27 protein-coding genes are annotated in these 25,876 nt (G+C 65.8%); 14 read left to right on the plus strand and 13 right to left on the minus strand.

Going from position 1 to position 25,876, the window contains the following annotated elements; translation table 11 throughout:
- Positions 1–2: 2 nt before the first annotated feature.
- Entirely contained in the window at positions 3–1,631 is a 1,629-nt protein-coding gene (locus tag Q9293_RS07885; RefSeq protein ID WP_306251764.1) for a hypothetical protein, read from the minus strand.
- A gap of 112 nt (positions 1,632–1,743) precedes the next feature.
- On the opposite strand from Q9293_RS07885, the gene aroC reads away from it, so the two are divergent.
- From aroC to Q9293_RS07930, 9 genes are all read left to right on the plus strand, one after another.
- Positions 1,744–2,886, plus strand: coding sequence for a chorismate synthase (gene aroC / locus Q9293_RS07890; RefSeq protein WP_306251766.1), 1,143 nt, complete (start codon positions 1,744–1,746; stop codon positions 2,884–2,886).
- Between the two features lie 75 nt (positions 2,887–2,961).
- Entirely contained in the window at positions 2,962–4,125 is a 1,164-nt protein-coding gene (locus Q9293_RS07895; protein WP_306251769.1) for a hypothetical protein, read from the plus strand.
- On the plus strand, positions 4,122–5,000 hold the full coding sequence (gene hemC / locus Q9293_RS07900) for a hydroxymethylbilane synthase (protein ID WP_306251771.1): 879 nt from the start codon (positions 4,122–4,124) through the stop codon (positions 4,998–5,000). The genes Q9293_RS07895 and hemC overlap by 4 nt, the downstream gene beginning before the upstream one ends.
- Complete coding sequence (locus Q9293_RS07905) at positions 4,997–5,701, plus strand: uroporphyrinogen-III synthase (protein ID WP_306251773.1); 705 nt, start codon at positions 4,997–4,999, stop codon at positions 5,699–5,701. The genes hemC and Q9293_RS07905 overlap by 4 nt, the downstream gene beginning before the upstream one ends.
- Entirely contained in the window at positions 5,695–6,672 is a 978-nt protein-coding gene (hemB, locus tag Q9293_RS07910; protein WP_306251775.1) for a porphobilinogen synthase, read from the plus strand. Before Q9293_RS07905 ends, hemB begins: the two co-directional genes overlap by 7 nt.
- 129 nt (positions 6,673–6,801) lie before the next feature.
- The gene (locus Q9293_RS07915; protein WP_306251777.1) at positions 6,802–8,058 is read left to right on the plus strand and encodes a glutamate-1-semialdehyde 2,1-aminomutase; all 1,257 of its coding nucleotides are present in this window, start codon (positions 6,802–6,804) and stop codon (positions 8,056–8,058) included.
- 159 nt (positions 8,059–8,217) lie between these two features.
- The gene (gene hemE / locus Q9293_RS07920; RefSeq protein ID WP_306251779.1) at positions 8,218–9,204 is read left to right on the plus strand and encodes a uroporphyrinogen decarboxylase; all 987 of its coding nucleotides are present in this window, start codon (positions 8,218–8,220) and stop codon (positions 9,202–9,204) included.
- 117 nt (positions 9,205–9,321) lie between these two features.
- On the plus strand, positions 9,322–10,692 hold the full coding sequence (hemN, locus tag Q9293_RS07925) for an oxygen-independent coproporphyrinogen III oxidase (RefSeq protein WP_306251781.1): 1,371 nt from the start codon (positions 9,322–9,324) through the stop codon (positions 10,690–10,692).
- A 152-nt stretch (positions 10,693–10,844) separates the two neighbouring features.
- The gene (locus tag Q9293_RS07930) at positions 10,845–11,345 is read left to right on the plus strand and encodes a dual specificity protein phosphatase family protein (protein ID WP_306251783.1); all 501 of its coding nucleotides are present in this window, start codon (positions 10,845–10,847) and stop codon (positions 11,343–11,345) included.
- A 4-nt stretch (positions 11,346–11,349) separates the two neighbouring features.
- Here Q9293_RS07930 and Q9293_RS07935 read toward each other — a convergent pair whose 3' ends face one another.
- A complete protein-coding gene (locus Q9293_RS07935) occupies positions 11,350–13,173 on the minus strand; it encodes a long-chain fatty acid--CoA ligase (RefSeq protein ID WP_306251785.1) in 1,824 nt (607 codons plus the stop codon).
- Positions 13,174–13,226: 53 nt separating this feature from the next.
- On the opposite strand from Q9293_RS07935, the gene Q9293_RS07940 reads away from it, so the two are divergent.
- Complete coding sequence (locus Q9293_RS07940) at positions 13,227–14,174, plus strand: tyrosine recombinase XerC (RefSeq protein ID WP_306251787.1); 948 nt, start codon at positions 13,227–13,229, stop codon at positions 14,172–14,174.
- A gap of 24 nt (positions 14,175–14,198) precedes the next feature.
- Positions 14,199–14,885 carry a fumarylacetoacetate hydrolase family protein gene (locus Q9293_RS07945; RefSeq protein WP_306251789.1) on the plus strand — a complete coding sequence of 229 codons (687 nt, stop codon included), beginning with the start codon at positions 14,199–14,201 and terminating at the stop codon, positions 14,883–14,885.
- A 23-nt stretch (positions 14,886–14,908) separates the two neighbouring features.
- Here Q9293_RS07945 and Q9293_RS07950 read toward each other — a convergent pair whose 3' ends face one another.
- Genes Q9293_RS07950 through Q9293_RS07965 form a run of 4 tightly spaced genes read right to left on the minus strand, consistent with a single transcriptional unit; the run spans position 14,909 to position 17,778 of the window.
- Entirely contained in the window at positions 14,909–15,841 is a 933-nt protein-coding gene (locus Q9293_RS07950) for a protein phosphatase CheZ (RefSeq protein ID WP_306251791.1), read from the minus strand.
- 19 nt (positions 15,842–15,860) lie between these two features.
- Positions 15,861–16,679: a DUF4388 domain-containing protein gene (locus Q9293_RS07955; RefSeq protein ID WP_306251793.1), complete on the minus strand. Its 819-nt coding sequence runs from the start codon at positions 16,677–16,679 to the stop codon at positions 15,861–15,863.
- Positions 16,676–17,053, minus strand: coding sequence for a response regulator (locus Q9293_RS07960; protein WP_306251795.1), 378 nt, complete (start codon positions 17,051–17,053; stop codon positions 16,676–16,678). The genes Q9293_RS07955 and Q9293_RS07960 overlap by 4 nt, the downstream gene beginning before the upstream one ends.
- On the minus strand, positions 17,050–17,778 hold the full coding sequence (locus Q9293_RS07965) for a pyridoxine 5'-phosphate synthase (protein ID WP_306251797.1): 729 nt from the start codon (positions 17,776–17,778) through the stop codon (positions 17,050–17,052). The genes Q9293_RS07960 and Q9293_RS07965 overlap by 4 nt, the downstream gene beginning before the upstream one ends.
- A gap of 124 nt (positions 17,779–17,902) precedes the next feature.
- Between Q9293_RS07965 and Q9293_RS07970 the strand changes: the two genes are divergently transcribed.
- Positions 17,903–18,688 (plus strand): dioxygenase, encoded by a 786-nt coding sequence (locus Q9293_RS07970; protein ID WP_306251799.1) that lies wholly within the window; start codon positions 17,903–17,905, stop codon positions 18,686–18,688.
- Here the strand turns inward: Q9293_RS07970 and Q9293_RS07975 are convergent.
- The 6 genes from Q9293_RS07975 to Q9293_RS08000 form a co-directional block, all read right to left on the minus strand.
- A complete protein-coding gene (locus tag Q9293_RS07975) occupies positions 18,685–19,812 on the minus strand; it encodes an ABC transporter permease (RefSeq protein WP_306251801.1) in 1,128 nt (375 codons plus the stop codon). The two genes, Q9293_RS07970 and Q9293_RS07975, sit on opposite strands and share 4 nt — an antisense overlap.
- An 8-nt stretch (positions 19,813–19,820) precedes the next feature.
- Entirely contained in the window at positions 19,821–20,750 is a 930-nt protein-coding gene (locus Q9293_RS07980) for an ABC transporter ATP-binding protein (RefSeq protein WP_306251803.1), read from the minus strand.
- Positions 20,743–21,636: an ABC transporter ATP-binding protein gene (locus tag Q9293_RS07985; protein ID WP_306251804.1), complete on the minus strand. Its 894-nt coding sequence runs from the start codon at positions 21,634–21,636 to the stop codon at positions 20,743–20,745. The genes Q9293_RS07980 and Q9293_RS07985 overlap by 8 nt, the downstream gene beginning before the upstream one ends.
- Entirely contained in the window at positions 21,633–22,583 is a 951-nt protein-coding gene (locus Q9293_RS07990; protein ID WP_306251806.1) for an HlyD family secretion protein, read from the minus strand. Before Q9293_RS07990 ends, Q9293_RS07985 begins: the two co-directional genes overlap by 4 nt.
- Positions 22,584–22,590: 7 nt before the next feature.
- Positions 22,591–23,271, minus strand: a complete 681-nt coding sequence (locus Q9293_RS07995; protein ID WP_306251808.1) for a TetR/AcrR family transcriptional regulator — start codon at positions 23,269–23,271, stop codon at positions 22,591–22,593.
- A 139-nt stretch (positions 23,272–23,410) separates the two neighbouring features.
- Positions 23,411–23,695 (minus strand): DNA-directed RNA polymerase subunit omega, encoded by a 285-nt coding sequence (locus Q9293_RS08000; RefSeq protein ID WP_285571145.1) that lies wholly within the window; start codon positions 23,693–23,695, stop codon positions 23,411–23,413.
- A gap of 103 nt (positions 23,696–23,798) precedes the next feature.
- On the opposite strand from Q9293_RS08000, the gene Q9293_RS08005 reads away from it, so the two are divergent.
- Both Q9293_RS08005 and coaBC read left to right on the plus strand, forming a co-directional pair.
- On the plus strand, positions 23,799–24,209 hold the full coding sequence (locus Q9293_RS08005; protein ID WP_306251814.1) for a DinB family protein: 411 nt from the start codon (positions 23,799–23,801) through the stop codon (positions 24,207–24,209).
- Complete coding sequence (gene coaBC, locus Q9293_RS08010) at positions 24,209–25,411, plus strand: bifunctional phosphopantothenoylcysteine decarboxylase/phosphopantothenate--cysteine ligase CoaBC (RefSeq protein WP_306251817.1); 1,203 nt, start codon at positions 24,209–24,211, stop codon at positions 25,409–25,411. The genes Q9293_RS08005 and coaBC overlap by 1 nt, the downstream gene beginning before the upstream one ends.
- An 18-nt stretch (positions 25,412–25,429) precedes the next feature.
- Here the strand turns inward: coaBC and Q9293_RS08015 are convergent, their stop codons facing one another.
- Complete coding sequence (locus Q9293_RS08015; protein ID WP_306251819.1) at positions 25,430–25,873, minus strand: hypothetical protein; 444 nt, start codon at positions 25,871–25,873, stop codon at positions 25,430–25,432.
- Between the last annotated feature and the right edge of the window lie 3 nt (positions 25,874–25,876).

A 25,876-nucleotide genomic window follows, 5' to 3' on the forward strand; every position in this document is an offset into this window, starting at 1 on the left:
CCCTAGAACCGGCGGCTGATGGCCACCACCGCATTGGTGCCGCGGGCATTGAGGCCTGGCTCGAAATGCAGCTTCTGCTCCCGCTGGAAGGCGAGGCTGGCGCCGATGCTCCACTTCTCCGCGAAGGCAAGGGTGCCTTGCAGTTCCGCATGCTGGAAATGGTTTGGCATGGGGGAGAAGCCGGGGTGTGCGGCTTTCCAGGCAATGAGATCGTCCTTGAATGTGCGGAGACCATCCGTAAAGATGCCGCGGACGGACCAGCCCTGCTGCTTCCAGCCCCAGGACACGGTGCGGGTGATGATGCTGCCGCCGAAGGCATCGCCCATGGGATCGCCGCCATTGGAATGGCCCGCCAGGAAGAACCAGTGTGAGTATGTCTGGTAGCCATGGCCGGGCACCTCGCCTGTCCGGTTGTCGAGATACTCGATTCCCAGGTCGGCGTGGTCCCAGGTGAACTGCAGGCCCACGGCCTCGTTGGGCCACTGCAGGTTGGGCGAGGCCTCCCGCCGATCCTTGTGCCAGACGGTGCGAGGTGAAGTGGTCGCGTCAGACTTCACGTCGTGCCAAATGGCCTGGAGGGGATGGTGGAGGAAATCCTTCCACTGCCAGTTGACGTTCTCGGCCCCGCGGCTGATGTAGGCGAAGGCGCCCTTGGCGCCCGCCAGTTCGGCGAGCCAGGAGGGACGAAACCGCATTTCGACATTGGCGATGCCATTGCTCTGGCTTTTGGTCGGGCCACCGCTGGGGTTGCCCGGGTCTCCAGAAGCCTCGCTTACCCCGATGTTCTGGGAGCCCAAAAAGGAGCTTAGGTAGTCTCTGAATCCATAGCCATCGGTAACCTTGCGACCATCAGCTGCGATGCCTCCCCACTGTGAGGAGACGGCGAAGTTCATCTCGAGGCTTGAACCGAACCGGGCCTTCAGCCGGTAGCCGCCCTGGAAGGCCTTCTGGACGATGCCGCCCTGGGTTCTGGCGGCCGCCAGAATTTGCTCGCGGTCCGCGGCCCAATCCGGCACCTGCTGATCGGCGCCGAGCTTGCCCAGGAAGGCCTCGAAGCCCCAGTTGCCCAAGGGAACGCCAAAGACCGAGAGATCCACCGCGGGGGTTTCCAGCACGGCCCTGGGGAAGGTCCGGGCAGAGGTTCCGAACAGGTACCCGCCGGTGATGCCATAGCCCCACTGGAAGGGCATGCGTTCCAGGGCAAAGCGCCACCCCCTTTCGGAGCGGTAGCCGAGACGGCCCTGGAACAGGCGCAGCCGGTCGGCCTGGTCCCCGCTGCCATGGACGGCGAGGAACGTGGTGTCCACCTCAAAGCCCCCACTGGACCAGCCCAACTGCCAAGCCAGGCCTGTGCCGTTCAGAACCGTGCCGAGGCCTCCGCCATCCAGCAAGGGTGTGCGAGCCGTACCGCCCGGCGCAATGGCCACGAGGGCCACAGCACCCGTGAAGGCTGAGGCCTGGTGGAGAGGGGCACTCGCGGGAGCAGAGCCACCCTCGCCCCAATGCACGAAGGCCTGCCGCAGACGCTCTGCCTCATCCTGCAGAACCGGAGTCTGTGCGGCCAAAGGGGCGCAGAGCAGGGCGAAGTAAAGGCGGCGACGTAAGAAGCCAGAAGGGGAATCCAGGGTCATCGAACATCCAAAAGATCAAGCCTACCAGCCCTTCCTGATCGGTTTTGCACCTGGAGCGTCAGGAATGAACCCTTCCCGTGACGAAGGCGTCGCTCGCCGTCACAATGGAGCGATGCTCTTCGATTCTCCCTCCAGTTTTGGTCGCGCCTTCCGCATGGTGACCTTCGGCGAAAGCCACGGCGCGGCCGTGGGTGTGGTCATTGACGGCGCGAAACCCGGGCTGCCCTTTGACCTGGAAGCCATCCAGGGAGAAATGGACCGCCGCCGCCCGGGCCAGTCGGACCTGGTGACCCCCCGTAGCGAAGCCGACCGCGTGCAGGTGTTGAGCGGTGTCTTCGAGGGTAAGACCACGGGCCATCCCATTGCCCTGGTGGTGTTCAACGAGAACCAGAAGAGTGGCGACTACAAGGCCATCTCCGATCTCTTCAGGCCGGGCCACGCGGACCTCACTTACGACCGGAAATACGGCATCCGGGACCCCCGCGGGGGTGGCCGCAGCAGTGGCCGAGAAACCCTGGCCCGTGTCGCCGCAGGCGCCTGGGCCAAGCAGCAGCTGGCTGCGCTGGGCGTGACGGTGCGTGGCTTCAATCGGGAGATTGCAGGCATCGCCGGGCGCGCCGTGGACTGGGCCTTCGTGGAGAGGAATGCGCTCCGCGTGGCGGATGCCTCTGTCTTCGAGGCCCAGAAGGCTGCCGTGGAAGCTGCCAAAGCCGAGGGCGACAGCGTGGGGGGCGTCTGCGAGGTGTGGATCGAAGGGCTACCCATCGGCCTGGGCGATCCTGCCTTCGGGAAGCTGGATGGGCTGCTGGCCCTGGCCTGCATGTCCATCGGGGCGGTGAAGGGCGTGGAACTGGGCTCGGGGTTTGAGAGCGCCCGGCGCCGCGGCAGCGAGAACAACGATCCCCTGGGGCCGGAGGGCCCCGAGAAGAATGACGCAGGCGGCACCCTGGGTGGCATCAGCACCGGTGCTCCGGTGGTGGTGCGGTTGGCGGTGAAACCCACCAGCTCCATTTCAAAAACCCAGCGCACCATCAACCGCGAGGGACAGACTGCAGATATCGCCACTCACGGCCGCCACGATCCCTGCATCGCACCCCGCATCGTGCCCGTGGCGGAGGCCATGTGCGCCCTGGTGATCTACGATGCCTGGCTCACCCAGCAGGAGCTGCGGGAGGGCTCTGTTCCATCTGTGCCGGAATGGGACTGGACAGCCCTGGAGGCCCTGTTTCCAGACCGCGAAAGCCAACGGCTGTGATGACTGCCACTTTCATGGTGGCATGACGAAGCGATGACTGAGCCGAACCCCGACTTCTCGATCATGAAATCCGATATGGAACCCGTCCTCATCAGCTTCCACGCCCCGGTCCACGACTTGGATCAGGTGGCGCACTACGTGGTCCGCGATGGGCTGCCGACCCACCTCCGGGACTGGCAGCGCCGTTCCGGGGCCCGGGAGCTGGTCTACCTGGCCACCTGTCAGCGGGTGCTTTGGATGGTGTGGGGGGGCGAGGCTGAAGCCCTTGATCCTGGCCCCGGCGTGCGCCGCTATCAGGGCGAGGAAGCCTGGACCCATCTGTTGGCCATGTCGGCCGGATTGGAATCCGCCAACCTCGGCGACCGCGAGATTCCGGGCCAGCTGAAGGATGCCCTGGTACAGGCCCGCCAGGTCGGCGTGGCCGGGGATGAGGCCCAGACCGCCCTCGAGGATGTGATCCGCGAAGGCCAGCGGCTGCGGGCCCGGTTGGGCCTGGCGGACGGCAATGTGAGCGTGGCCACGGTGGCCCTCAAACATCTGTCCGAAGGCCTGCCTCAGGGCTCGTCCATCGTGCTGGTGGGCGTGGGGCCCATGACCCAGTACCTGGCGGAACGTCTGCCCGAACGGGGTTTCAAGGTCGCCGTCGCGAACCGCACCAAGAGTCGAGCCCACGATCTGGCCGATCCTCTGGGATTGCCGGTGGTGGACCTGGCCCGGTTGCAGCACGATCCGGAAGGCTTTGATGCCATCGTGAGTGCCACGGCCGCGCCTGAACCCATCTTCACCCTGGATGCGTGGCAGTCCCTCAAACGGCCCATCCTGCGCATTCTGGATCTGGCCCTGCCGCCGGATTCCGAACCCGGCCTGGAACAGCTGCCCTGGGTGCATCGCATCGATTTGAACGCGTTCCTGGCCCAGACCACCACGGCCCGCGCCCAGCGGGCTGAAGCCGCGCTCAAGGCCGAACCCTACCTTATTGGCGCCGCAGCGCGCCTGCGTCACCGGGCCATGGCCCGGGCTCGGAAACGGCAGATGCAATCCGCCCAGGAGCGCCTGGATGCGGCCTGGGGCGCCCTGGAGGCCGAGGCGCAGGCTTTGGAGGACTCCATGGCCGGCCTGGATGATGCTCAGCGCGAAGCCCTCAAAGAGATCCTTTCCCGGGGCCGGACGCTGGCCTTCCGCGCCTTGATCCAGACCCAACCCAAGCCCAACGCAGACGGAGAGGCGGTTCAGCCATGAGACACGTCACAGTCGCCACCCGGGGGTCCGCGCTGGCCGTGGGCCAGGCCGAGCCCATGGTGCGGTTCCTCGAATCCAGGGGCTACGAGGTGTCCTGGCGCAAGTTCTCCACCTCGGGCGACCAGTGGCTGCAGGGCCCCCTCGACAAGCAGGTGGGCGGCGGCTTCTTCACCAAGGAGTTGGAAGACGCCATGGCTGCGGGCCAGGCGGATCTGCTCATCCACAGCCTCAAGGACGTGTCCCTGGAGCGTCCGGTCGGCATCGTACCCGCCTGCATTCCCCTTCGCGAAGATCCCGCCGACTGGCTGGTGATGCGGCCTGATGCACCGGAGGATCTGGTCATCGGCACCAGCGCCGTGCGCCGGGAGCGGGTGCTCAGCCAGCTCTTCCCCAAGGCCCGATTTACCTGGATCCGCGGCAATGTTCAGACGCGCCTGCAGCGGGTTCGTGATGGTGTTCTCCGCGAAGCGCCCCTGCATGCGACCCTGCTGGCGGCGGCTGGGCTGAAGCGCCTTGGTATGGATCTCAGCGGTCTCACGGTGCGACCCCTTACACCCGCGGAGCTGCCTTCGGCGCCGGGGCAGGGGGCTTTGCTGGCCGAAGCCCGCGCAGACCGCCCCGACCTCATCGAGGTGCTGGCTGAAATCCATGACGCCACGACGGCCCGCTGCGTCAGCCTCGAACGCCAGGTGTTGGCGGGCATCGGGGGCGGCTGCCAGCAGCCTCTGGGCGCCTTGGCCACGCCCCAGGCCGATGGTTCGTTGTTGCTGCAGGCGGTCTATGCGCCTGATGGACAACTGCGTCGCGCCGAAGCCCGCGGCACCGATGACAAGGCCCTGCTCGCTTCCGTGCTCAAGGGCATCGGCCTCTCATGAGCGCTGCCACGCCTCCCCGCCTGGCGCTGGCCCGGCCCGCGCACCATCCGCTGACGGATATCGTGCGCAAGGCCGGGTGGGCGCCTGTTCCCTATTCCTTCACATCCCTGAAACTGACCGGTTCCAGGCCGCCGGTTTCCTTCGAGAAGATCAAGGCGATGCTGTTGCTGAGCCCTTCGGGGGCCAAGGTGGTCGGGCCGTCCCTGCCCGCGGGAATGACCTGCCTGGTTCAGGGCGCTGGCACTGCCGATGCCTTGGAGCGGGAGGATCTGGACGTGCACCTTCCCTCCGAGGCCCGGGCTGAAGCCCTCTGGGAGCTGATCCAGAAGCGCTTTCCGGGAGGCGGAGATTTCCTGTTGGCCCGCGGCGAACGCAGCCGCGAGTTCTTGGAAGTGGCGGCCCGCAACACCGCCTGGCGCATCTATCCCTGGATCACCCATCGCGAGTCACCCCGGGTACCCTTTCCGCCCCTGCCGGACGTGGAGGGCGTTCTGGCCCTGAGCCCGCTGCAGGCCGAGATCCTGGCGCCCCTCACTGGAAAAGTGCAGCGCTTCGCCTGGGGTGAGGCCACGGCCGAAGCCTTTACCCGGGCCGGGGCCCCGGTTCATGCCCGCTGCGACCCGAAGCCGAGCCTGCTCTGGGCCATGTTGGCCCAGCAATTGGCCTCTGAAGAAAACCCGAAGGAGGAGTCCCCATGCTGAACCGCTCCCGCCGCCTCCGCACGACGCTGGCCATGCGCAACTTGGTGGCCGAGACCGATCTCCGGCCCCGCCACCTCATCCAGCCCCACTTCGTGCAGCCCCATGCGGGCAGCAGCGACATCGCCAGCCTGCCGGGCATCGTCCGCGCCGGGGTGGAAGACACGGTCCGTCAGGTGGAGAAGGATCTCAAGAAGGGGCTGGCCAGCGTGCTGCTCTTCGGTGTGCCCGATGCAGATGCCAAGAGCCCCGATGCCTCCTACAGCTGCGATCACGAAGGTGTGATCCCCCAGGCCGTGAGGGCTCTGAAGAAGGCTTTCGGATCCGATCTCATCGTCATGACCGATGTGTGCCTCTGCGGCTACACCAGCCACGGCCACTGCGGCCTCGTGGATGACGAAGGCGTGGTGCGCAACGACGAGACTCTGCCCATTCTGGCGGAGATGGCCCTGCGTCACGCCGAGGCGGGCGCCGATGTGGCCGCGCCCAGCGACATGATGGACGGCCGGGTGTCTGCCATCCGCGATGTGTTGGATGCCAACGGTTTCACCCAGACCAGCATCCTCAGCTACGCCATCAAGCACGCAGGCGCCTACTACGGCCCCTTCCGGGATGCGGCCGATAGCAGCCCCAAGTTTGGCGACCGCCGCAGCTACCAGATGGACCCCCGCAACGCCCGCGAGGGCCTGAATGATGCGTTGCTCGATGTGGACGAGGGCGCGGACATGCTCATGATCAAACCCGCGCTGCCGAACCTCGATCTCATTTGGCGCCTGCGCGAGGCCCAGCTGGCGCCCATCTGCGCCTACCACGTCAGCAGCGAGTTCAGCAGCGTGAAGGCTGCCGACCGCCTGGGGTGGGTGAACGGCGATCAGCTGATGTACGAACACCTCATCGCCATCCGGCGCGCTGGTGCCGACATGATCGTCACCTACGCGGGTCGCGAGGCTGTTGAGAAGGGCTGGATCGCTTAAAAGGTCCATCCACAGATTTCACAGATTCACACAGATTTGAATTGCTGAAATCTCGGGTGTCCCTATCTTTTGTCTGTCTTTTTAATCTGTGAAATCTGTGGAATCTGTGGACCCCTTTTTGAGGTTTTCATGAGCAACGAGACCCTGTTCCAAGAAGCGCTCACCCACTTTCCCGGTGGCGTGTCCAGCCCCGTGCGGGCGTTCCGCGCCGTGGGCGGCACGCCCAAGTTCTTCAAGAAGGCCAGCGGCGCCTGGTTCGAGGACGAGGACGGTGTGCGCTTCCTCGACCTCTGCATGTCCTGGGGTCCGCTGATCCTGGGCCATGCGCAGGCCGACATTCTCGCTGCGGTGAACGAGGCCATGCACGAAGGCCTCACCTTCGGCGCCCCCAGCCGCCGCGAGCTGTCCCTGGCCCGCAAGATCAAGGAGATGGTGCCCTTCATCGAGAAGATGCGCTTCGTCTCTTCGGGCACGGAAGCGGTGATGTCGGCTCTGCGGGCGGCTCGGGGCTTCACGGGCCGGGAGCGCATCCTGAAGTTCGAAGGCTGCTACCATGGCCACAGCGATGGCCTGCTGGTGAAGGCCGGCTCGGGTCTCGCGACTTTCGGCGCGCCCACCAGCGCAGGCGTGCCCAAGGGCATCGCCGAGCTCACCTCGGTGGTGACCCTGGATGACCTCGAGACCCTGGAGCGGACGTTCGCGGAGATCGGTGGCGAGCTGGCCGCGGCCATCATCGAGCCCATCCCCGCCAACAACGGCCTGCTGCTGCAGCGCCCCGAGTTCCTCAAGCGCCTCCGCGAGCTCTGCACCCAGCACGGCGTCATCCTCATCTTCGATGAAGTCATCAGCGGTTTCCGCGTGGCTCCGGGCGGCGCGGCGGAGCGCCTGGGCATCACGCCGGACATGGCCACCTACGGCAAGATCATCGGCGGCGGCATGCCCGTGGGCCTCTACGGTGGCCGCAAGGACATCATGGGCGTGGTCGCGCCGGACGGTCCGGTCTACCAGGCGGGCACGCTGTCGGGCAATCCCGTGGCCATGGCCGCGGGCCTGGCCACCATGGAGAAGCTGACTCCAGCCTTCTATGCGGGACTGGAGGCCCAAGCGGAAAAGTGGGCCGCGGCGTTCGAGGGCATCCCCGGCCTCCACTGCCCGCGTTACGGCAGCCTGCTCTGGCCCCTGTTCCAGGACAGCGTCCGCCGCAGCGATGCGGTGAAGGGCGAGGCCATCGGCAGCTTCAATCGCCTGCACAAGGCCTTGCTGGCCCAGGGCGTGTACCTGCCCCCCAGTGGCTACGAAGTGGCCTTCCTCAGCGCCGCCCATGGCGATGCCGAGTTGGCGCACTTCAAACAGGCCGTGACCGCCGTGGCCAAGGATTTCGCCTGATCGTTCACATGCTTTTATCCACAGATTTCACAGATTCACACAGATTTCTTGGGTGAATCACGGTGAACCGGAAATCTGAATTCCACGCCATGTCTCAGTTTTTCAATCTGTGAAATCGGTGGAATCTGTGGACCTCGCGCTTTTTAAATGGGAGTTCCCATGCAGCCCCTCCTCAACGTTCTCAATGGCGAAATCCTCGACAAGCCCCCGGTCTGGTTCATGCGTCAGGCGGGCCGCTTTCTGCCTGAGTACCGCGAGGTGCGGGCCAAGGTCACCTTCGAGCAGCTGCTCAATGATTCCGATCTGGCGGCGGAGGTCACGCTCCAGCCCATCCGCCGCTTTCCTCAGATCGATGGCGCCATCATCTTCAGCGACATCCTGGTGATCCTGGATGCGCTGGGCTGCGAGGTCACCATTCCCGAGGGCGGTCCGCGCATCGGCAAGACGCTGGATCAGATCGACATCAACCGCCCGCTGGACGAAAAGGTGTTCGAGCCGGTCTGCGAGGCCATCAAGAAGGTGAAGGCCGCCCTGCCGCCCAAGGTCACCATGCTGGGCTTTGCGGGCGCGCCCTGGACCCTGCTGGCTTACGGCATCGAAGGGAAGGGCAGCAAGACCTGGTCGAAGGCCAAGGCCTTCATCCACCAGAATCCCGTGCTGGCCCAGAAGTGGATGGACAAGCTGGCCGACGCCGCCGCCCGCTTGCTGAACCTCCACATCGAAGCCGGTGCCCAGGGCGTGCAACTCTTTGACACCTGGGCTGGTGAGCTGGACGCCGACGACTACGCGACCTTCGCACTGCCCTCGGTGAAGCGTACCCTGTCCCAGGTGACGGCGGCCCCCACGCTCTTCTTCGCCCGCACGGGCTACCTGCCGGATGCCCTCAATGACCTGCCCTGCAAGGGCCTGGCGGTGCCCTGGCAGGTGCCGATCTCCGAAGCGCGGCGACGTTTCCCGAAGATGGTGCTGCAGGGCAACCTCGATCCCATCGCGCTGCTGGCTGGGGCCGAGATTGCCAAAAGAAAATCGCGCGCCATCATTGACGCCATGAAGGGACATCCCCACATTTTCAACCTAGGCCATGGACTCACGCCCGAGACTGATCCCGCCGTGGTGGCGGCGGTACTGGATGAAGTGAAAGCCTAAAAAAGTCACCACCAAGACGCCAAGACACCAAGAAAAGCAAAAAAACTCCCCAGCAGTTCTTGGTGTCTTGGTGCCTTGGTGGTAAGCAGTTCTTCCTTAGATGTGATCGGACCTTCCATGAACCAGCTTGCCGATTTGATCCGCCGCTATGACCGGCCCGGCCCGCGCTACACGGGCTATCCCATGCCGCCGGCCTGGACGGACGATTTCCCCGAGCCCGAGGTCCTCGCGGCCCTGGATCGTGCCGATCTCCGCAAGGATGAGGCGCTATCCCTCTACTTGCACATCCCCTTCTGTCCCCGTCGCTGCGCCTATTGCGGCTGCAACGTGGTGGTGAGCCCCCAGTACGATCCTGTCGAGGCCTATCTGGCGGCGGTGACCAAGGAGCTTGATCTCGTCTGCGGCCATCTGAAGGAGCGCCGCAAGGCCCTGCAGTTGCACTGGGGCGGCGGCACACCCACTTATCTCAAGGCGGCGGATCTGCGGCGGACCTTTCAGCTGTTCAAGGATCGCTTCGAGTTCCTGCCGGGCGCCGAGATCGCCATCGAGGTGGATCCCACCTACCTGGAGCCCGACCAGCTGCCAGCCCTGCGCGACATGGGTTTCAACCGCGTGTCCTTCGGCGTGCAGGATCTGGACGAGAACGTGCAGGCCCTCATCACCCGTGGCCAAACCTGGGACCACACCCTCACCGCCATGCGCCAGTGCCGCGAGCTGGGCTTCGAGGGTGTGAATCTGGATCTGGTCTACGGCCTGCCGGGCCAGACGATGGACACGTTCAAGCGTACGCTGGAATCCACCCTGGAGCTGTCGCCGGACCGCATGGCCATCTACGGCTTCGCCTACCTGCCCAGCATCATGCCCTTCCAGCGCAGCATTCCTGCAGAGACGCTGCCCACGCCCGAAACCAGGCTGGACCTGCTGCTCATGGCCTCGGACATCCTGGAGAAGGCAGGCTACGTGGCCATCGGCATGGATCACTTCGCCCATCCCAACGACCCCATGGCCAAGGCCGTGCAGGAAGGTCGCCTCATCCGCAACTTCATGGGTTATGCCGTTTCGGCGGGCACGGATCTGCTGGGCTTTGGCCCCAGCGCCATCTCCAACGTGGCAGGCGTGTACGCCCAGAACGAGAAGATCCTCTCCAAGTGGGAGCACAGCATCACAGACGGCCACCTGGCCATCCACAAGGGGCACCGTCTGTCCGAAGACGACGAACTGCGCCGCTGGGTCATCCACCACCTCATGGGCCACTTCGAACTGCGCTGGGAGGACCTGAAGACGCGCTTCGGCGTGGACGGACCTGTGCTCTTCGCCGATGCCGTAGCTCAGCTTCAGGAAGAAGTGCCCCAGGGCACCGTGGACGTCCGTCCCGAGGGCATCTTCATCACCGATCTGGGGCGCCGTTTCGTGCGCAACCTGGTGCAGCCCTTCGATGCCTACCTGGCCAAGCTCAGCGCCAAGACGCCCTTTTCGAGAACTGTCTAGGCTGGGATTGCATACCCAACCCACAAGTCTATATTTGGAGATGTGGAGACCCGCCCGCTGGGGCCTCGGGCTCCGAGCCCCCGAAGCGCGTCACCCCTCCGGTGGTCTCTGCGAGTGCGCCTGGCGAGCCAGGCGATGTCGCGGAGGGTTCCATGTCTCGTGCGCTGTTGTTGCTCGTCCCAGCCCTGGTGCTCCAGGCCTACGATTCGGCCATTCCCGGCGCCGTGGAGGTGCGCCCAGGCATCTTCGTCCTTCGCGGCGCGCCCGATGAGGGCACCTGCGCCGCCATCAAGGCGCACCACATCTCGCATGTGATCGATCTGCGCCAGGACGGGGACCCCAATCTGAACAGCCAGTGGGAATCCAGCCGCTTGCAGGATCTGGGCGTCCAGTATCTCCGCTACGCCATCAACACCCGGCCACCAGCTGGGGACTTCGACTTCCTGCGCAACTTCATCAAGGATCTTCCAAGGGGCTCGAAGGTGCTCATTCACTGCGGCGACGGCAACCGTGCCGCGGCGGTGGCCTGCACGTGGCTGGTGATGGACAAGGGCATGCCCCTGGAAGAGGCCCTGCGCATCAGCAAGGAGGCGGGTCTCCAACTCCCGGAAACGGAGGAGGCGGTGCGACGGTATCTGAACCGAAAGGGCTAGGAAATCAGTCCTTCGCTTCCTTGTACATCGCCTCAATCTGGGCGGAGTACATCTGGTTCACCACGCGCCGTTTCACCTTGAGCGAGGGCGTGAGCTGTCCTCCCTCAAGGGTCATCTCCTGATCCAGGATGACGATTTTTTTGATGCGCTCATAGTTTGAGAGCTGCTCGTTGACGCGCTCCACCCGGCTGCCCAGTTTGGCGTAGACCTGGGGGTCCTTCACCAGGGCTGACAGAGACTTCACGGGGATCTTCTTGTAGCCGGCCCAGCGCACGAGGCTGTCGAAATTCGGCACGATGAGCGCCGTGATGAAATTGCGCTGGTCCCCGATGAGCACGGCCTGGGAAATGTACTTATCCTCTTTCAGCTTGTTTTCGATGGGCTGGGGGGCCACCTTCTTGCCGCCGCTGGTGACGATGAGTTCCTTCTTGCGGTCCGTGATGTACAGCCGACCGGAATCATCGAAGTGGCCGATGTCGCCGGTGTGGAAGTAGCCGTCGTCATCGATGGCCTCCCGGGTGGCAGTTTCATTGTTCCAGTAGCCCTGCATGATGTTGGGCCCCTGGCAGAGGATCTCGCCATCCACTGCGATCTTCACGAAGGGGCGCCCATTCCATTCCTTGTAGAGGGGCCGTCCCACGCTGCCGGGCTGCACTTCACCGAAGCGGTTCACCGTGATGATGGGGCTGGTTTCGGTAAGGCCGTAGCCCTCCAGAATGGGGATGCCCAGGATCCAGAAGAACTCCATGATCTTCCCGCCCAGGGGCGCACCGCCGCTGACGGCCACCTTCAGGCGGCCACCGGTGCGCTGGCGGATTTTCTCGAACACCACGGTGCGGGCGGCGCGGTACCAGGCGCCCTTCCAGGAGGGTGGCTCCTGGTTCTTCAGCAGGTAGGGCAGGGCCTGGCGCCCGGCCTGCATGGCCCAATGGAAGATGAGGCGCTTGATGAAGGGCCCCGAAGAGACTGTGTCGTAGATCTTGGCGTAGATCTTTTCGTAGATGCGCGGCACCGAGGCCATGACGGTGGGCCGCACTTCCAGGAGGTCTGCCGCGACGGTGTTCACGCTTTCGGCATAGTAGATGGCCGCGCCGATGTGGAACCAGAGGAACTGCCCGGCCATGCGCTCGAAGATATGAGTGAGAGGCAGGAAGCTGAGGGCCCGCTCGTCGTCGATGAAATCTACGGTGGCTTCGGCGGCCAGCACGTTGGTGACGAGGTTGCCATGGGTGAGCATGGCGCCCTTGGGATCGGCGGTGGTGCCCGAGGTATAGATCAGGGTGAGGATGTCCGAGGCCTTGCGCTGGGCGCCCCAGGCCCGCACCTCGGGCCGACGGTCCTCCATGGCCAGGCCCTCATTCTGGAGGACGGCCCAGGAGATGAGGGTGCGGCCTGTGCCCTCAGGGAGTTCGCCATCCATGAGCACGGCCACTTCGAGATGGGGCAGCTCGCTCCAGTGGGTGAGCACCTTGTCGAGCTGGGTGCGGTCGGAGCAGATCACCCAGCGGGCCTGGCTGTCTTTGAGGATGAAGGCCGCCTGGGGGGCATTCAGGGTGCAGTAGATGGTGACGTCGGGAAGGCCCTGGATGGCGCAGGCGAAATCCGTGATGGCCCATTCGGGGCGGTTCTCGGACATGATCGCCACGCGATCGCCCACCTTGAGTCCACGGGCGGCCATGGCCAGCGCCAGCCGCTCCACCAGGGCCGTCATCTCCACGTGCGACATGGGCACGAAGGCGCCATTCCGTTTGGAGGCGAGCGCGTCCGGAAGGTTGCGTTCCACCGCCTGATAGAAAAGCTGGGCAATGGTTTCGATGGGCTGCGCCACAATGACTCCGGACACTCGGGGGATGTGACGGAATGTTAACAGGGAAGGGCCCGATGGGGCCCCGCGGGGGATCGAGCGAAGGCTCCGGCGAGGGATCGAGCGGATCCCTTGGCGAGGGCATCCAGGGTTTCCACCTGGAGCAGCGTGCCCGCGGCGTCTCGCCCCACACCGCCCGTGCCCAAAAGGGCGACCTCGACAAACTCCTGGATCACGCCCTGCGGTCCCGCTGGGGTACCTGGGAGGTCAGCGCCCGCACCCTCCGCGGCTTCGCGCTGGAACTGGGGGATCGGGGGCTGGATCCCGCCAGTCAGGCCCGCATCCTTTCCACCGCGCGGGCCTTCTTCAAATGGCTGTGGGAGACGCGCCGCATCGCCAAGAATCCCGCCTCGGGCCTGCGGAATCCCAAGCAGCCCAAGCGTCTGCCGGCCTTCTTGACGGAGGGCGAGAGCCAGGCCCTGCTGGACCTTCCGCCCATGGTGGATTTCCCCAGCGCGCGGCTGGCCTGCCTCCTGGAGCTGCTCTACGCTTCGGGACTGCGTGTGTCGGAGCTGGTGGGGCTGGATCTGCAGGATGTGTATGAGGAGCAACGCACCCTGCGAGTGTTGGGCAAGGGGCGCAAAGAGCGCCTGGTGCCCTACCATCCCCAGGCGGCCACGGTTCTGGAAACGTACCTGGCCTTCCGCTCGGCCTTTCTCGCGGCCAAGGAATTGCAGCCCAGCCCGGCCATCTTCTTAAACCAGCGGGGCGGCCGTCTGACACCCACCACGGTGCGTTCTCTGTTGCGCGTGGCCCTGGAGGCCGCGGCGGTGCGGGGCAGGGTGAGCCCCCATGCCCTGCGGCACAGCTTCGCCACGCATCTGCTGAACCGGGGCATGGACCTGCGGGCCATCCAGGAGCTGTTGGGCCATGCCAGCCTCAGCACCACGCAGCGCTACACTCACCTGGGGCTGGAGGAACTGGCCCGCACTTACGAAAAGGCCCACCCGCGGGCCAAGAGCTGAATCCCTGTGTTGCCGGAGTTTCCCATGGAATCGGTCCTTCCCATCCCCGCCGTGCCCTTCATTCCGGTACAGGGCTCCTCCGCAGGCTTCCCAGTGCGACGCATCTACTGTGTGGGGCGGAACTACGCGGAGCACGCGCGAGAGATGGGCAACGATCCCACTCGAGAGACGCCCTGCTTCTTTTCGAAGCCCCACGATGCGGTGGTGCCTGGCGGCGGCCAGGTCGCCTATCCCCCGGCGACGTCCAACCTGCACCATGAGGTGGAGCTGGTGGTGGCCCTGGCCAAGGGGGGCCACGACATCCCCGTGGCCGAAGCGCCAGATTGCATCTTCGGGTACGCGGTGGGCATCGATCTGACCCGCCGGGATCTCCAGTCCAAAGCCAAGGACAAGGGCCAGCCCTGGGATACCTCCAAGGGCTTCGATCAGTCCGCGCCCATCTCTCCCATCACGTCCGTTGCTGCCGGAGGGTGGCGCGATAGCGGCGCCATCTGGCTGGCCGTGAATGGCGTGGAAAAGCAGCGGGGCGACCTGGCCCAGATGACCTGGAGCGTGCCGGAAGTGATCGCGCACCTGTCCGGCCTCTTCACCTTGGCGCCGGGCGACCTCATCTTCACTGGCACGCCTGCAGGTGTAGGCCCCATCGTCCGCGGCGACCGGATTCGCTGCGGCATCGACGGGCTGGGTGAGCTGGAGATCGTGCTGGTTTGAACCGGGGCCCGGCTCGCTGAGGCTTAGTTCGAGCCCGTCTTTTTGAACTGGGCGATGATGTCGTCGACGCTGTCCTTGCGGCTGTCGGCCTCGAGGCTGGTGTCGAAGATCCGGTCCTGGGTGGCGACCTTGCGCTCGGAGAAGCCTTGGCCGCCTGCCATGGCCTCGGTGTGGATGTTGAAGATGACCAGCAGCCGGTTCAAGCCATGCTGGAACTGCTTGAGGAGGATGACCACCTTCTCGATCTTCTGGCGGGTGATGTCCTGGAACTGGAGGATGTTCAGGATCTCGAAGGCCTCGTCGCTGACCTTTTGGATGTGCGTCTTGGTGGGCCCCAGGTCCACTTCAGCGGTCTGGCTGGCGATCTGGTGGGCGAAGAGGAATTCCAGCACTTCCTGGGCGAGGGCGTTCTGATCCTCCCCCGAGGCGGCCCGGTCCAGGAAACCGGCAATGGCGGTGTGCAGCTTGGCCTGCTGCTCGTTCTGGCGGCTGATGCCATCCTGGCAGGCCTGCACGGCCCGGGTGGCGTCGTCCGAGGCCGCCATGAGGGTGTCCAGGCGATTCATGACGCTCTGGGTGGCCTCTTCGGTGTCGGATGTGATGGCATCCAGCTGGGCGGCCAGCTCCGGTACCTGGGTGCTCTGGTGCTTCACCGAGGCGTCCAGCTGCTGAAGGTTCAGCAGGGTCTGGTTGATGCTGGAAACCAGGGCGCCCAGCTCACCTTTGGCTTCGATGTCGATCTTCTGGTAGACGCGGCCATTGGCCATGTCCTGGGCGGCCTCGGCCAGCCGGTGCAGGCTGGCCTGGGAATCCCCCTGCAGCTCCTGCCGTAGGTCGGAAATGAGCTGTTCAAGGCTGACCAGCCTCTGGTCCAGCCGCTCCCGCCGGGCCTGGAATTCCGCTACCAGGCTGTCGGGGGTGCTGTCCTGCGATGTTGCTTCGGGACCTTCTGTCATGGGAACTCCAGAAGCGCCCTCAGGGCGCGGGCCTCACCTTTACATGGGTTCCTTCGGCCAAGCCCCAGGCTTGCATGAGTTCCCGCGGGACGGCGACCAGATGATCCGGCATCCCGGCCACGAACTCGACCCGCTCCACGGCCGGCCCCTTGGGCCAGATCACCCGGATGTTGCGAATGGCGGCACGGTAGGGCCCCAATTGGCCCCAGCGGGCTTCCAGCGATTTGGGAAGCTCCAGGTGGTCACCCTTCTTAAACAGGCCGGTCTTCAGGAGCCCCACCGAGACTTGGATTTCCGGTTCCAGAACCTCCAGGCGGCCCGCGTCCTTGAGAATGGCTGCGGCCTGCAACACGGCCACGTCATGCTGGCCCGAAACGGCCATCACCTCCTGGAAATCCCGGAAGCCGTCGAAGTAGGGGAGGATGCGCCGTTCTTCGGCAAAGAGCTTGAGGCCCTCCAGCAGCTGGGGGGCGGGCAGGGTGGGCCAGGGCACGGCCGTGTGTTTGGGGAAAATGGTGTTCAACCGCTTCCGGCTGTCCTGGAGGCGGGCCGAATCCATGAGGAGATCCGGCACGGTGCGGCGGATGGCGGCGGGAATCTGCACCTGGGTGGTCAGGAACTCGAAATGGCCCGTGGTCCATTCCAGGATCTCGAAGGCGGCCATCTCTCCCCGGGCAGACAGGGTTTCCGCCTGGATCATCTCGCCCTGGGAGAAATACAGGACGCCGCTGACCTTGCCCGAGCTGACCTGCAGCATGCCGGTCTTGTGGTTGACGTGGAGCAGCTGGACCACGTCGGTGAGGGAGATGCTCTCCAGAGTGCCTCGAAGGTTGCTCATGCCTGGTCCCCGGGCGAGAGCAGTTCCTCCAGCAGAACCTTGATGCGTTCGTAGTTCACGGGTTTGACCAGGAAAATGTCAGCCCCGCTTCGCAGCCCTTGCTGCCAGGCCCGCTCGCCGTTGAAGCCGGTCAGGAGCACCACCTTAATGCCCTGGCATTCGGGGTCATCCTTGAGGGAATGGCAAAGGGCCGAACCGCTCTCCCCGGGCATGAGAACGTCCAGGAACATGAGGTCGACATGTTCCTTGGCGAGGGCCTTCCGGGCGAAGCTGGCATCGGCCGCTTCCAGCACCCGGTGCCCCTCCCGTTCGACAAAGGCTTTCAGGACCTCGCGGACACTGGGGTCATCATCCACCACCAGCACGGTGCTCATGGACGGGCCTCGCCCATGGCGGTGAGCATCTCCTCCACGGCCCGTTCCAGGCCCACCAGCACAGCCCGGCCGATGATGCTGTGGCCGATGTTCAATTCCTCGATTTCGGGGATGGCGGCCACGGGGCCAACATTCTGAAGGGTCAGCCCGTGTCCGGCGAGGACGCGCATGCCCAGCCGGTTGCCCAGGCGGGCGGCGTCGCGGATCCGGCCCAGTTCGGTGGTGGCGTCGGAATCCATGGGCAGGTCGCTGTAGATGCCCGTGTTCAGCTCCACCGCGTCCGCTTCGAGTTTCGCGGCCATCTTCACCTGGTCGAGCACGGGATCCACGAAGAGGCTCACATGCACGCCCGCGCTGCGGAGTTCCCGCACCACCGGCTTCAGCATGCCCTGGAGGAAAATGGCATCGAGGCCGCCCTGGGTAGTGAGTTCTTCGCGACTTTCGGGCACCAGGGTGACCCAGGAAGGTTTGACGGGGATGACCGCTTCCAGTGCATCCGGCGTGGCGGCGCACTCCACGTTCAGGGGCACAGCCAGCACGTCCTTCAGCACCCGGAGATCCCGCTCCTGGATGTGCCGCCGGTCGCCGCGGATGTGGACGGTGATGCCATGGGCACCGGCGCTTTGGGCCAACAGGGCGGCCGCCACGGGTTCGGGTTCGTGCCCGCCGCGGGCCTGCCGCAAGGTGGCCACATGATCAACATTCACGCCCAGCCTGAGGTTCAAAGCACGCTCCAGTGATTGGTTTTAGCTTAACCCCTGCGGGGCCTTGGGCGGCATGAAGGTTCAGGGTGAGGGAAATTTCAAAAAAAGAGTTGCAACATGTAATTGACGATCCGATCATGGTGGCATGAACGGTGCGACGCCCCTCCCGACCCTTTTCCTGGCTCACGGCTCTCCCATGCTGGCCCTGGAGGGCGGCGCCTGGGGCGAGGCCGTGTCGGCTCTGGGTAGGCGTTTGCCAGCACTCCGGGCCATCTTGGTGTGCTCGGCCCACTGGGAGGCGGCGGGAGCTTTCCGTCTTTCATCGGCGGAGTTGCCGGGCGTCATGCACGATTTCGGCGGGTTTCCCGAGGCCCTCTACGGGCTGGACTATCCGGCGCCGGGCTCACCCGCCTTGGCCGCCGAAGCGGCAGCGCTGCTGCAGGCCGCCGGGTTGGAGGCGGTGCTGGATGGTGAGCGGCCGCTCGACCATGGGGCCTGGGTGCCCCTGCGCTACCTGGCGCCGGCAGCGAAGGTGCCGGTGGTGCAGCTCTCCCTGCCGCGACCACGCACTCCCGAGCAACTGCTTGCTGCAGGCCGGGCCCTGGCGCCCCTGCGAGAACAGGGCGTGCTGCTGGTGGGCAGCGGGGGCATCGTCCACAACCTGGGCCGCCTGGATTGGCACGGTGATTCGGCGCAGCCCCAGCCCTGGGCCGCCGCCTTCGACGGTTGGGTGCGCACGGAATTGGCCAAAGAGGACACGGCGGCCCTGCTGGATTGGCGCACGGCGCCAGGGGCCCGGGAATCGGTGCCCACCAGCGAGCACCTGGATCCGCTCTTCGTGGCGCTGGGCGCCGCCGACCGGGCTCCGGAATCCTTATTTGAAGGCTGGCAGCTGGGCAGCCTGAGCCTGGCCAGCTACCGCTTTCCCTAACCCTCGGCCCGCTTCATGCTGCGCAGGGCCACGGTCCAGATGATGGCCGTGAGGCCCAGCAGCTTCAGGGCCTCGGGCCAGAAGGCCTCCAGGCCCACGCCCCGCAACACGATGGCGCGGATGATGATGATGAAGTGGGTGAGCGGCATCACTTCGCCGATGAGGAAGAAGGGCAGGGGCATGCCCTCGCGGGGGAAGATGTAGCCGCTGAGGAACACGAAGGGGAGGATGGTGAGCATGCTCATTTGGGCACTCTGGCCCTGGCTTTGCGCCACAGTGGAGATGCGGATGCCGATGCCCAGCATGGGGATGATGAACAGCCCCGCCATGGCGTAGAGCAGCGGGATGGAGCCCGCCACGGGCACCCTAAAGAAGAGGTGGGCCACACCGAAGAGCACTGTCATCTGCGCGTAGGCCATCACCACCACGGGAATCACCTTGCCGGCGAACAGCTCCATGGGCGTCACGGGCGTGACCAGCACCTGGTCCAGGGTGCCGCGCTCCTTCTCGCGCACGATGGCGTTGGAGGCGAACATGATGCAGGTCATGGACAGGATGACGCCCACCAGGCCCGGCACGATGAAGGTGGGGCTGCGCAAATCCGGGTTGTACCAGGGCCGGATGCGCACCTCCACGGGCATGATGGGCTTGGCGGCGCCGCCGTAGCCCATGCGGTCGAAGAGCAACTGGGTGTTCCGCAGCTGGCCCACGCCCTGGGCCGTGGCCATGGCCGCAGATGCCGTGGTGGGGCTGGAGCCGTCCACGATGATCATCACTTCGCCCGTCTGGCCCGCGCGGATGCGCCGCCCGTAATCGGGCGGGAACCACACGCCCACCTGCGCCTTGCCGCGGTCCAGCGCGGCGCGAAGGTCTTTTTCAGAGCGCACTTCGGCCTTCACGTCGAAGTATTGGGTAGAGACAAGGCCATCCACGAAGCTGCGGCTCTCCTGGCTCTGAGATTCATCCAGCACCACGGCGGGCATGTGCTTCACGTCGTAGTTGATGGCGAGCCCGAAGATGACCAGCTGCATGAGGGGCATGCCCAGCGTGAAAGCCAGGGTCAGCTTGTCGCGGCGGAGCTGGAGGAATTCCTTCCAGACCAGGGCTTTGATGCGGTTCCACATGGGGCACCTCAGGCAGTTCGGGAGCGTTGGACCAGGTCCACGAACAGGTCTTCAAGGGAGGGCGATTCAGGCGGCAGGGCTTCGAGCGCGAACCCTTCCTGCCTCAGCTGGGCCAACAGGGGTGCAGGATCGAGGCTGGCGGGCAGGGAGAGGCGCACACTCCTGCCCAGCAGCTCGGCGGCGAGCACCTCTGGCTGGCGGCGGGCAGCCAACTGCAGCTCACGGAAACGCTCGGTGCGCAGCTCGATCACCTGGCGGCCCAGAGCCTCCTTCAAAGCCCTGGGTCGGCCATAGGCCATGAGCTTGCCGCCGAGGATGAAGGCCAGGCGGTCGCACTGGTCGGCTTCGCCCAGGTTGTGGGTGGTGACGAGGATGCTCATGCCCTCGGCCACCAGCTCGTCCATGGCCTCCCAGAAGAGGCGCCTGCGCAGGGGATCGACGCCACTGGTGGGTTCATCGAGGAAGAGGATCTGCGGACGGTGCAGGGTGGCGGAGGCCAGTGCCACCCGCTGCCGTTCGCCGGTGGAAAGGGCCGATACCAGCAGGTCCCGGTGCTCCCAGACCTGCATCTCGCGCAGGCGGAACTGCACTTCGCGGGCCAGCTTTTCGCCTTGGAGGCCGTAGAGCCCTCCGAAAAAGGTGAGGTTTTCTGCCACCGTGAGATCGGTCAGCAGGCTGGATTTCTGGCTCATGTAGCCCATCTCGGCGCGCACCTGGTCGGCCTCGGTGAAGAGGTCGCGGCCCAGGGCCCGGGCCTCGCCCGAGCTGGGCGCCAGCACGCCGCAGAGCATGCGGATGGTGGTGCTCTTCCCGGCGCCGTTGGGGCCGAGGAAACCGAAGATCTCTCCCTGTTCGACGTGGAAGCTGAGGTCGGAAACTGCGGTGAAGTCTCCAAAACGCCGGGTCAGGTGCTGGACTTCCAAAACCGCTTCAGCCATGGCGACCTCCCCCGCTGACGCTGGCGAGGGCGTGGAGGAACACATCCTCCAGGCTCGCCTCCGAGAGACGCACCTGCTCCACCCCAGGAAGGGTGGCCAGCCTGGCGTGAAGCGGTTCGGGATCCTGAACCGGGAACCGGGCGCGGATGACCTCACCCTCCGTGAAAAGATCCAGCGGGGCGAGGCTCTCGATGGCCTTCTGCACCTCGCGCCGTCGGGCACTCACCACGCGGAAGACAAGGCCCGGCAGGCTGGCCCGGAAGGTGGGGAGATCCCCTTCCATGAGGACGCGGCCTTCATCCATGAGCAGCATGCGGTGCGCATATTCGGCTTCATCCATGTAGGGCGTCGAGAAGAGGATGGCCACGCCTTGATCGTGCACGGTGTGGAGCAGCTCCCAGAACTCACGGCGGCTCACAGGATCGACGCCGGTGGTGGGCTCGTCCAGCAGCAGCAGCCGCGGCTCCGTGAGCAGGGCGCAGCAGAGGGCCAGCTTCTGCTTCATGCCGCCGGAGAGGGCGCCGGACAGGCGATCACGAAAGGGGGCGAGGCCCACGGATTCCAGCAGCCGCGCGATGCGGGGCGCTGCGTCTCCCAGGCTGAAGAGGCCGGCCTGGAACCGGAGGTTCTCCTCCACCGTGAGATCCGGGGCCAGGCTGAAGGTCTGCGGCACATAGCTGATGCCTTCGCGGCCCAGCGGACGGTGCAGGGTTCCCCCCGTGGGCCGCTGCAGGCCTGTGAGCATGCGGAAGGTGGTGGTTTTCCCTGCGCCATCGGGGCCGATGAGGCCCACCAGCTCGCCCTCGGACACGGTCAGGTCCAGGCTTTGGACGGCCACCTTGTCGCCGAAGCGGCAGCTCAGGCCCTGGGCTTCAAACAGGCTCATGGGCGATTCGCTCCCAGGCGCACATCGACGGCGGCCCCGGGAACCAGGCCCTGATCCCAGCCCCGGACGATGTTCACGCGGGCGGGGTAGACGAGGTTCACGCGCTCTTCCCGGCTTTCCACCATCTTGGGAGTGAACTCGGATTCAGAGCCCACCTCGTCCAGGGTGGCTTCCAGGCTGCGGTGGTCCGCGGTGAGCACCGTCACGGCAGCGCCGAGGCGGGACTGGCTCTGGATGGCTTGGGGCAGGTAGACCCGCACCCACAGCTGATCGAGCCGGGCCAGGGTGAGCACGGGCTGACCTGCGGCGATGACGCTGCCCGGCTCCCGCAAGCGGTGGGTGACAATGCCATCGAAGGGGGCGCGCACTTCGGTGAAGCCTGCTTGCAGCTTGGTTTGTTGCCAGGCGGCGTGGGCCTTGCGGGCCTCGGCTTGGCCGCCTTGGCGCTGCTCGATGCGGGCCCCGGCGCGGAGTTCGGCCAGAGCCTTGACCTGCAAGCTCAGGTTGGCTTCGGCGCGATCCCGGGCCGTGGCCGCATTGTCGAGATCGGCCTTGGCCATAACTTTGTCCCCGAAGAGGCGGCGAGCCCGGGCCAGATTGTCCTCGGAGAGGTTCAGGGCCGCCTGGGCATCCTTCACGCGGGCCTCGCCCTGGGCGATGTCCTCGGCCCGGCTGCCTCGATCCAGCTCCAGCCGCTTGGCGTCGGCGCTCTCGAACCCGGCCTGGTCGCGCAGCACGGCCGCATCCATCTCCTCGGCGACCACCCGGGCCAGCAGGTCGCCCGCCTTCACGCGCTGACCCTCGCGGACGTTCAGATCCACCAGCCGACCACCAGTGCGCGGGCCCAGGTCGGTGAGGTAGGCCTCCACCCGACCGTTGAGCAGGGGGCGGGTGTCGCGGTGGCAGGCGGTCAGCAGGAGGGGCAGCAGGAGCACGAGCTTGCGCATGGGAACCTCAATCGATGGGGGCGGAGAGGGTGGGCAGGGGGGCGGCGGGGTTCGCGGCGGCGCCGCGCCAGAAGAGGTCAAACCAGGCGCGCATCCCCGTGGTCACGGCCGTTTCGGGGCTCAGGCCCGACAGCCGGGGCAGGACCGTGGGCAGCAGGTCGAGGATTTCGAGCTGCATTCTCGCCAGGAAGAAGGTGGCCAGCAGGGGCGGCAGGTCGGGGCGCAGGTCGCCGCGGGCGATGCCCCGGTCGAAGAGGCCCTTCACGGTCAGCACGATGGGGCGCAGCTGTTCTTCGATGAGCCCGCCCAAGCCTTCGCCGCCTCGGACGATTTCCCCGCGGATCATGGACCGGATCCCCGGATCATCCTTCAGGTGGCGGTGGTAGATCCGCAGCACGCCCCAAAGTTGTTCGGCGGTGGATTGGGTCTCATCCGCCACGAGCCGCTCCAGTTCCATCTGCATGGCGGGAAAACGCCGCTGCAGGAGGGCGGCGAAGAGGGCCTCTTTGTTCTCAAAGTGGTAGTAGATGAGGGCCGGGTCGCAGCCTGCCTTGCGGGCAATGGCGCGCAGGCTCGCAGCCTGGAGGCCCTCCTGGGCGAAGACAGCCTGGGCCGCGTCCAGCAGGTGGTTGGGATCCACCTTGGTGGGTTTGGGACCGCGGGACCGGGGAGCGGGGGCATTGGGCATGGAGATCCTATTCAACAAACGTTGAATTATTGGCCCGAAGGATGTCCTGGGCAAGAAAAATTTCAATGACTGTGGAAATTGTTTTCGGGCAACAAAAAGCCCCCGACGGGCGGGGGCTTTTTGCGGAAGTGTCTTCTCGCTATTCGCCGGAGATGGGCACCACGGTGGTGTCTTCGATGGTGAGGATTTCGGCCTCCTCGAAGGCGATGCGGTTCTCTTCCACCTCAGCCACGGCCACCTGGCCCCAGAAAGACGCCAGCTTGGGGGCATCCTGGGCCTGGCCGTGCTTGTTCACGGGGACCACAACCTCCACCTTGGGAAAGGCGCCCCGCTGAAGCTGCTCGCAACGCTTGCCCGCCACGACGACGAAGCGGTACTTGTTGGCGATTTCTTCAGGGACACGAACAATGGTGCGCTGGGTCATGGGGCACTCCGAACCACGAAGCATAACACCCAACAGGCATTCCATCAATGCGCGTGGAGTAGGATAGGGGTTCCTGTGCTTTGACACGACTTCGGGAGTCCCCATGGAACGCGGCAAGCTTTGGCGCACAGCTTTCGGAGGCAATGTCCGCCTCCTGGAACTGAACCAGGTGGGGCTGACGGAGGATCTCGCCGCCCGCCGCCGCATCGTCAAGCTTCTGGGCGGCACCCTGGCGGAGGATCCGGCCTGGGAGCAGCACTACGCCCGGGGCGGCCCTGGGGAGACCGCCCATCTGGAGTGGGCCGCCCTGGTGACGGCCTTCAAGGCCATCGACCAGGATCTGAAGGCGGCCCTGCAGGGCATTCAGGATTGGGATCGTCCCACCCTGAACCCGGCGCTGGGGATGGAACAGTCCCTCGAGCAGGTGGTGGCCTTCCTCTACATGCACGAGTGCTACCACCTGGGCCAGATCGGGCTCATCCGCAAGCTGCACGGCCTTCCTGGAGCCATCTGATGCAGATCATCCTGGGCATCACCGGCGGCGTGGCCGCCTACAAGTCTGCGGAGCTGGCCCGCCTGCTGGCCAATCAGGGACACCGGGTCCGCTGCATCCTCACTGAGGCCGGGTCGCGGTTCATCACCCCGCTCACCCTCACCAGCCTCACGGGCGAGCCCTGCTACGGCGCCAACCCCGACCAGGGCGAATGGCGGGCCCAGCCCAGCATCGAGCACATCGAGCTGGCCCGCTGGGCCGACCTGGTGGCCGTGGTGCCCGCCACGGCGAACATCCTGGGCAAGGCCGCCAACGGCCTGGCCAGCGACCTGCTCAGCACGGTGCTGTTGGCCACGCAAGCCCCGGTGCTGTGGGCCCCCGCCATGAACACGGGCATGTGGGATCACCCGGCGGTGCAGGCGAACCTTCAGCGCCTGCGTTCCTTCGGCCATGCCGTGGTCGAACCCGCCGCCGGCATCATGGCCTGCGGCGAGGAGGGCACGGGCAAGCTGGCGGATGTGGCTGCTATCGCCGAGGCCATCCAGGTGCACGGGACGCCCAAGCTGCGCTGCCTGAACGGTCGCCGGGTGCTCATCACGGCCGGACCCACTCGGGAAGACCTGGATCCCGTGCGCACCCTCACCAATCGCAGCACGGGCGCCATGGGCATCGAGCTGGCCCGGGCTTTCCGGGATGTGGGTGCCCAGGTCCAGCTGGTGCTGGGCGGGGATCTGGCGGCGCCCTGGGGCGTGGAAACTGTCCGCGTTCGCAGCGCCCAGCAGATGCTTGAGGCCTGCGAGGCCCGCTGGGCCGATGCGGATGGCCTGGTGGCCGCCGCAGCCGTGGCGGATCAGCGGCCCGAGGCACTCAGCCCCGAAAAAGTGAAGAAGAGCGACGGCATCGAAACGCTGAATCTGGTGCGCACCCCCGACATCCTGGCGCAGCTCTCCGGTCGGAAGCGCTCGGACCAGTGGGTTCTGGGCTTTGCGGCCGAGAGTGAGAAGCACCTGGAACACGCCAAGGCCAAGCTGGAGAAGAAGGGCCTGGATGCGGTGCTGGTGAATGATGTCCAGCATGGAAAGGCCTTCGGAGCCCAGGCCAATGCCCTGACGCCGGTCACGGCCCAGGGGGCGCAGCCAACCCTCGGGCCACTGCCCAAGGATCAACTGGCCCGCGCCGTGGTCCAGTGGTGGGGCCATCGGCTCGATCTGCGCCAGGACTGATCCCGCAGCGACCGGGACTCAGAACGCCGGGGCCATCCAAGGCAGCACTTCGCTGGGGCGGCCCGGCACGTTGCCCAGGCGCACCGCCACCACCACCAGCCAGCCCGAGGAGCGCTGAAGGTTTTTCAGATCCATGAGCAAGACTCCGCCGGGGCCCGGCAGGTCCGGCCGGTGGCGCTCCAGCAGCACTTCGCCGCGGCTGAAGACCTCTTCCGGAGTGGGTTTCGCGAGGCCCAGGGGCAGGTACAACACCCGCACCAGTTCGACACCTGAAAGGCCCTCGCCCTTCACGTCCGCGGTGGGCAGCACCATGCGGAGCTGGCGCAGCCCTTCGAGACGGACCTCCATGGCCTGGGCCGCCGCCCTCGGCCGTGGAATGGGGTCGCCCTTCCTGCCGCAGTGGAGGGTCAGGAAGCAGAGGGTGATGGCGAGCAGTGGGTTTGCTAGGCTGGGGGAACTCATCAC

This window comes from Geothrix sp. PMB-07 (assembly GCF_030758935.1).
Lineage (GTDB): Bacteria > Acidobacteriota > Holophagae > Holophagales > Holophagaceae > Geothrix.